The organism is Variovorax boronicumulans (assembly GCF_040544675.1).
Classification (GTDB): Bacteria; Pseudomonadota; Gammaproteobacteria; order Burkholderiales; family Burkholderiaceae_C; genus Variovorax; species Variovorax boronicumulans_D.
The window spans coordinates 1-7,378 of record NZ_JBEPKK010000037.1; the positions used below are offsets into that span (position 1 = coordinate 1).

General features: G+C 65.1%; 4 protein-coding genes. 3 read left to right on the forward strand and 1 reads right to left on the reverse strand.

Annotation, left to right across the window (positions count from 1 at the left end):
- Nucleotides 1-118: 118 nt before the first annotated feature.
- Entirely contained in the window at nt 119-3,403 is a 3,285-nt protein-coding gene (locus tag ABIC90_RS27160) for an efflux RND transporter permease subunit (protein ID WP_354359816.1), read from the forward strand.
- Nucleotides 3,404-3,413: 10 nt separating this feature from the next.
- On the forward strand, nt 3,414-4,916 hold the full coding sequence (locus ABIC90_RS27165) for an efflux transporter outer membrane subunit (protein ID WP_354359818.1): 1,503 nt from the start codon (nt 3,414-3,416) through the stop codon (nt 4,914-4,916).
- A 52-nt stretch (nt 4,917-4,968) separates the two neighbouring features.
- On the opposite strand, the gene ABIC90_RS27170 is transcribed toward ABIC90_RS27165, so the two are convergent.
- A complete protein-coding gene (locus ABIC90_RS27170) occupies nt 4,969-5,991 on the reverse strand; it encodes a helix-turn-helix domain-containing protein (RefSeq protein WP_354359820.1) in 1,023 nt (340 codons plus the stop codon).
- 571 nt (nt 5,992-6,562) lie between these two features.
- On the opposite strand from ABIC90_RS27170, the gene ABIC90_RS27175 reads away from it, so the two are divergent.
- Nucleotides 6,563-7,009, forward strand: coding sequence for a hypothetical protein (locus tag ABIC90_RS27175; RefSeq protein WP_354359822.1), 447 nt, complete (start codon nt 6,563-6,565; stop codon nt 7,007-7,009).
- Nucleotides 7,010-7,378 lie beyond the last annotated feature (369 nt).

Consider the following 7,378-nt stretch of genomic DNA (forward strand, 5'->3'; position numbering starts at 1 on the left):
AGGGGTCGCAGACAGTGGGGTCGCCTTTCTTTTGCCTACGTTTCTTTGGCGAAGCAAAGAAAAGTAGGTCGGCCGCCGGGCCGAGACCCGGCCTCGGACCTCAACAGAGAGCAGTGAGATGAACCTCTCACGCCCCTTCGTCCGCCGCCCCATAGGCACAGTCCTCCTGACGATAGGCATAGCCCTCGCAGGCATAGCCGCGTTCTTCGTCCTCCCGGTCTCGCCATTACCGCAACTCGACTTCCCCGTCATCTCGGTAAGAGCCTCAATCCCCGGAGCAAGCCCCGAAACAATGGCAACCAGCGTGGCGACGCCTCTAGAGCGCCACCTGGGCACCATCGCAGGCGTCAACGAAATGACGTCCACCAGCTCGGCAGGCTCAGCCCAAGTCACCCTGCAGTTCGACCTCAGCCGCAACATCGACGGCGCCGCTCGCGAAGTCCAGGCCGCCATCAACGCCAGCCGCGTCGACCTTCCCGCCACGCTGCGCAGCAACCCCACATACCAGAAGGCCAACCCCGCCGCATCGCCGGTCATCATCCTGGCCCTCACCTCGAAGACGAAGACCCCAGGCCAGATCTACGGCGCCGTATCGAACATCGTCAGCCAGCGCCTCTTGCAAGTCGACGGCGTGGGCGACGTGGAAATCGGCGGCGGTTCGCTCCCGGCCGTACGCATCGAGCTGCTGCCTTTTGCGCTCAATCGCTACGGCATCAGCACCGAAGACGTGCGCGCCGCGATCCAGGCGTCGAACGCCAATCGCCCCAAGGGCATGGTGCAGGGCGACGGCCGCAAGCTGCAGATCTACACGCAGACCCCGGCGCTGCGCGCGAGCGACTACGCGCCGATGGTGATCGCCTGGCGCAACGGCTCGGCCGTGCGGCTGCAGGACGTGGCCGAGGTGATCGACGGCGTGGAAGACACGCGCACGCTCGGCCTGTTCAACGGCGAGCCCGCGATCATCGTGCTCATCACGCGGCAGCCTTCGGCCAACATCATCGAGACCGTCGACAGCGTGCGCGCGCTGCTGCCCGAGTTGCAGGCGCAGCTGCCGCCCGATGTGGTGCTGCAGGTGGCTTCGGACAGCACCAACTCGGTCCGCGCCTCGCTCAAGGAGGCCATGCTCACGCTGGTCATTTCGGTGCTGCTGGTGGTGCTGGTGGTCAGCCTGTTCCTGCGCAGCGTGCGCGCCACCGTCGTGCCTGCGGTGGCCACGGTGGTGGCGCTGCTCGGCACTTTCGGGGTGATGCACCTGCTGGGCTTCAGCCTCAACAACCTGAGCCTGATGGCGCTCACGGTGGCGACCGGCTTCGTGGTGGACGACGCCATCGTGGTGCTGGAGAACACCAGCCGGCACATCGAGGCCGGCATGTCGCGCATGAAGGCGGCGCTGCTGGGCGCCAAGGAAGTGGGCTTTACCGTGCTGTCGATCAGCGTGTCGCTGGTGGCGGTGTTCATCCCTCTGCTGTTCATGGGCGGGCAGGCGGGGCGGTTGTTCCGCGAATTCGCGATCACGCTGTCGGCGGCGGTGATGATCTCGCTGGTCATCTCGCTCACCACCACGCCCATGATGTGCGCGTGGATGCTCAAGCCGGGCGGCGAGCACGACAAGAGCAAGCCGCAAGGCCGCATGGCACGCATGGCACGCATGGCCGCACGCAGCTACGACTGGGTGCTCAAGCGCTATGAAACCAGCCTGGACTGGGCGCTCGACAGCAAGGCGCTGGTCATGATCGTGCTGCTGGCGGTGGTGGGGCTCAACGTCTACCTGTTCAGCGCCGTACCCCAGGGTTTCTTTCCGCAACAGGACAGCAGCCAGATCGACGGCGGCCTGCGCGCCGACCAGAGCATTTCGTCGCAGGCGCTGGCCGACAAGCTGCGGCAAGTGGTGGACATCATCCGCAAGGACCCGGCTGTCGACACGGTGATCGGTTTCACCGGCGGCTCGCGCGCGGGAGGCGGCTTCATATTCGTCAACCTGAAACCGGCCAACCAGCGCACCGAAAGCGGCCTGGCCGTCATTGCGCGGCTGCGACCGCAGCTCAACGAGGTGACCGGGCTGCGCGTGTTCCTCGGCGCGATGCAGGATGTGCGCTCGGGCGGGCGCGCGAGCAATTCGACCTACCAGTACACGCTCAAGAGCGACAACCAGGCCGACCTGCGCACCTGGGCGATCAAGCTGTCCGACGAGCTGAAGCTCAATCCGCTGCTGACCGACATCGACACCGACCAGGACGAAAACGGCGTGGAGACGGTGGCCAAGGTGGACCCCGACAGCGCGCGCCGGCTGGGCCTGACCTCCAGCGCCATCGACAACGCGCTCTACAACGCCTTCGGCCAGCGGCAGGTGGCAACCATCTACACCGAGCTCAACCAGTACCACGTGGTGATGGAATGGGCACCGCGCTACACGCGCAGCCCCAACGCGCTGAACGACGTGTACGTGCCGGCGACCCGGACCTCCGTGGTGGCGGGGCAGACGGTGACCACGCAGGTGGCGGCGTCGACGGGCACCACCACGGGTACAGGCACAGGGACTGGCACGGCATCGACCGCTTCGAGCACCACGGTGCCGGTTTCGGCCAACGCGGGCCTGCGCGGCGCTTCCACCGGCAACGTGCTGAGCAATACGCCCACCACGCTGGTGCCGCTGTCTGCGGTGGCCAAGTTCGAGGAGCAGTCGGTCGCCACGTCGGTGAGCCACGACGACGGCGAGCTCGCGACCACGGTCTCGTTCAACCTTGCCGAGGGCGCGAACCTGGGCGATGCGCGCGAGGCCATCGCCAAGGCCGAGGCCAACATCGCGATGCCCACCAATGTGCGCGGCGCCTTCGCCGGCACGGCGGCCAGCGCGCAGCAGTCGCAGAGCCAGCAGTTCCTGCTGATCCTGGCCGCGCTGATCGTGATCTACATCGTGCTGGGCATCCTCTACGAAAGCCTGGTGCATCCGATCACCGTGCTATCGACGCTGCCTTCGGCGGGCGTGGGCGCGGTGGTGGCGCTGCTGATGTTCCGCATGGAGTTCTCGATCATTGCGCTGATCGGCGTGTTCCTCTTGATCGGCATCGTGAAGAAGAACGCCATCCTGATCATCGACTTTGCGCTCGAGGCCGAGCGCTCGCGGGGGCTCACGCCGCTCGAAGCGGTGCGCGAAGCCTGCCTGTTGCGATTCAGGCCGATCCTGATGACCACGTTGGCTGCCGCGCTCGGTGCGCTGCCGCTGGCCATCGGCTTCGGCGAAGGCGCCGAGCTGCGCCGGCCGCTGGGCGTGGCCATCATCGGCGGGCTCATTGCCAGCCAGCTGCTCACGCTGCTCACCACGCCGGTGGTCTACCTGCTGATGGACAAGCTGCGCCGCCGGGGCGCCGATGAGAGCCATCTGAGCCGTGCAACACCTGCCTGAGAACACCGCCATGAACGCACGGTTGCCATCCGTACCGAGCCCTCGCCCGAACCGCCCGCTGCTGTTCAGGCTCTCTGTGCTCGCACTGGCCGCCACGCTCGCGGGCTGTGCCATCGGCCCAGCCTACAACGTGCCGGAATTGGCGGCGCCGGGCGGCTGGAAGGAGCAGAAGGCGGCCGACGGCTGGCTGCCCGCCGCGCCCGCCGATGCGCTGGACCGTGGCGAATGGTGGAAGCTCTTCGGCGACCCCGTGCTCGATGATCTGGCGGCGCGTGTGCAAGTGTCGAACCAGAACGTCGCCGCGGCGGTGGCCAACTACACGCAAGCTCAGGCGCTGGTGCGGGGATCGCAGGCTGCGCTGTTCCCGTCGGTGTCGCTGAGCGGCTCCGGCCGGCGCGGGGCCGCGTCCGCCTCCAATGCCAGCGGCACGCGCGACGTCAATCCGGCGAACAGCTTCTCGGGTGCGCTCAGCGTCGACTGGTCGCCCGACGTCTGGGGCCGGCTGCGCGAGTCGGTCAACAGCGCGCAGGCCGATGCGCAGGCGAGCGAGGCAGACCTGGCGTCGGCGCGGCTGTCGGCGGTCGGCGACCTCGCGACCCACTACTTCTCATTGCGCGAAGCCGATGCCGAGATCGGCTTGCTCGACGAGACCATCGTGGGCTACCAGCGCGCCTTCGACATCACGAGCAATCGCCATGCCGCCGGCATCGCCGCGCAGACCGACGTGCTGCAGGCGCAGACCCAGCTCGTCAATGCCAAGGCCGACCGCGTGGGCATGCAGCGCACCCGCGATACGCTCGAGCACGCGATCGCGACGCTGACGGGCGTGGCGCCGGCCGACTTCAGCCTGCCGGCCGCGAAATGGACGCGCACGGTGCCGGGCGTCCCGACCGGCGTGCCGTCGACGCTGCTGCAACGCCGTCCCGACATCGCGGCGGCGGGGCGCGCGATGGCTTCGGCGAACTCGCAGATCGGCATCGCGCGCTCGGCCTACTTTCCGAACCTCGGGCTCAGCGCCTCGACGACCGGTGCCGCGAGCCGCGTGAAGGACCTGTTCAATGCTTCGAACACGCTCTGGTCGGTCGGCTTCTCGGTGGCGCAGGTGGTGTTCGACGCGGGTGCGATCGGCGCCGGCGTCGAGGCCGCCAAGGCTGGCCACGCGTCCAGCGTGGCACGCTACCGGCAGACCGTGCTCGCGGCCTTCCAGTCGGTGGAAGACCAGTTGACGACGGGTGCCACGCTCGCGCAGCAGGAAGGCCTGCGGCGCGAGGCTTCGGCCGCGGCCGACAAGACCGAGCAGCAGTTGCTCAACCGCTACCGCGCGGCGCAGGTGAGCTACACCGACGTGGTGACGGCACAGGCGGCCGCGCTCAATGCGCGGCGCACGCTGGTGCAGTTGCAGGTCAACCGCCAGATCTCGGCCATCGCACTCATCCAGGCGATGGGCGGCGGCTGGCAGGCCGACTGGGGGAACAGCAACGGCACCGCGGCCACGGCTCAACAACCACAGTGACTCGATCCTGCCGTGCCGGAAGGATCGCCGCAGACGACCAGCATGCGGCCAATCAGGCGCCCACTTGCCGGAAGCGCAAAGGCGTGACGCCGATGTGTTGCTTGAACCGACGACTGAAGTGCGCGCTGCTGCTGAATCCGAACGAGTAGGCTATCTCCGTCACCGTCTGCCGCCGGCCGGGACAGGCAGAACTGCGCAACTCGGCGGCGCACCGTTCGATTCGGCGTCGCCACAGATAGCGGTTAACGCTTTCGTCGCCGCTCCCACTGTCGAAGGCCCGATGCAGCGTCCGCTTGCTGCATCCTAGCGCCCGGGCAATGCGCTCCGGCGAAAGCTCCGAGTCATGCAGGTTGTCCTCGATGTAACGCACGATGCGATCACGAGACAGCTTGGCGAGAAAGGCGGGCCGCTGCGCCGCATCCGGCTCCCATAGCGACTGAGCCAACAGCCAGGAAATGGTCGGCGCCAAGAAGTCATTGCTGGCATTTACGTGGGCCGGCATTTCCGCAAGCAGTGTTTCAACCAGCGATCGCAACAAGCCCTGAATCGAGGTCAGTCCTGTCATGTGACGCATCTTCGTGACGTCTGGGGTTTGCTCTCCGACTTCCTTTTGCGGCGCTGTCCCCCACAGAATGTATTGCTCGATGTACTGCTCGCTGACCAGAGTCAGAGGCTCATTGAGCGGCGCGACGGCAATCTCACCAGCTCCGACTTGGATCGTCTCGTTATCGCGACCCAACGTGCAAGAGCCCTTTCGCTGCAAGACCACCAGCAAAGGGGGCGCACTGCCACTCCAGCATGTCGGCTCGACTCTCAGGCTGTGGCTTCCCGCCGCAATGCGCGACAGGCGCCAGTTGCCCACGGTGATGTAGTCGATCTGGCCCATGAAGCCGTCATCAAGCGGCTTGAACAAGATGCCTCTGTCCTGGTCCGCGAGCCGCGAAATCGCGTCCTCCCACATCTGGATGCGTTCAGAAGGGTGCAGTTGGCCGGTATAGATCGAGTCCAGGACCGTAGCGGCACCGCTGCCCGCAAAACGTGCGAGCCCTGTGGAAGTCGGCGAGATGGTCTGCATCACTTGTTCCTTTACATCGTGTCGGCTGCTTGCCAACTCATTTGTTCGTGGTCTTGACGCTCTGCACACGACATCGTCATGCTCGTTAGCGTAATGTTAACGGTAACACGTAATCCTGACAGGAAAATGACAGGAATGTTGCAAGCCCCTTGCGTCAGATTGCCCGCTCCTGTCAAGGGCAAGTTCCAGTTTTGATCTAGACCCTCTCTCGCTCTGATGGCCATGACGGCCCGTTCAACGCCACGCGCAACAGCATCTAAACTCCTGCCGGCATCACTTTTTTCTACCCCCTGCGCTGCCGAATTTCCAGCACCGGCATCAGTGAATATTAGATACCGGTAAACTTAAACTGCAAAATTGTAATCTTAGGCCTCGCTTGGACCCAGTGTCCCGGCCTTGCTGCACTTGGAGGAGCGCGCAAGCATCTGCACGAATATCCGGAACTTCCGGCGAAATTGGTTTCGTGAAGCGCGGCTCCATGGGGTGTGCGCGTATTGCAGGCGACATGGGCTAGCGGTCAAGCAAGGCCCGGGCCGCCATGGTTTGTGAACATGACCAGGATTGAATTCTCATGAACAGTGTTCTCGTCTCCTACTTGTCAAAAGAGGCCTTCGTCGACGACAGGTTCTGCCAGTGCATTGCAATTGCCCACGAGACTGGTCTGGAGCTCACAGATGCGGTGCAACTCCTTCACGCGGCCATTGGCCCGCCTCCGCGCATGGACTGGGGCCTTCTCGGTCACCCTTCCGTGAATCAGTGCGTGTTGCTGGCCGTGGTGGTCGAAGAAGTCGCCGCGGCGTTTGCAGACCCTTCCGCTGCCCCGGTATCCGCTTCGCTTCTGCCGGAGCGAGCGCGTGAGGCGCTGTCGAGGTGGCCGAACCTGCTATCCGTTGCACTATTCCATGCGGTGCTCCCCTGCGACGCGGAGAGCCTGTTGCGCTTGATGAGCACGGAGCAGTTGATCGCGCGGCTTCGAGCCTTTGCCCTGCTGCTGCGCAGCGCATCTCGTATCGGTTAGCCCCGCTCTTTTCGCCGCAATGCGGGCGGGCTTTGCGGACGATGTGGGACCTCCGCCTCTGGCTTGCAAGGGGCGCCTCCATACCCTCTTGGCGGAGCTTGCCGCCTTCAGCGACGACCTATGCCCTTTGACATCACCAATGATTTCGTGTGCGCGTAGACCACCTCGATAGCCATGTATTTCCCACCAGAATTTGCCGGCAATAGTTTCCATTGCCCCCTTTGTCGGGCCTACTGATCGTTATCTGTCTGCGGAGCGACCTGCCCATGAACACGAACCCGCCCCTGCTGCAATTCCAGTCTGTCTGCAAGCGCTTCGGCGGCACGCAGGCGGTGGACAAGGTGACGCTGGACGTGCGCGCCGGAGAGA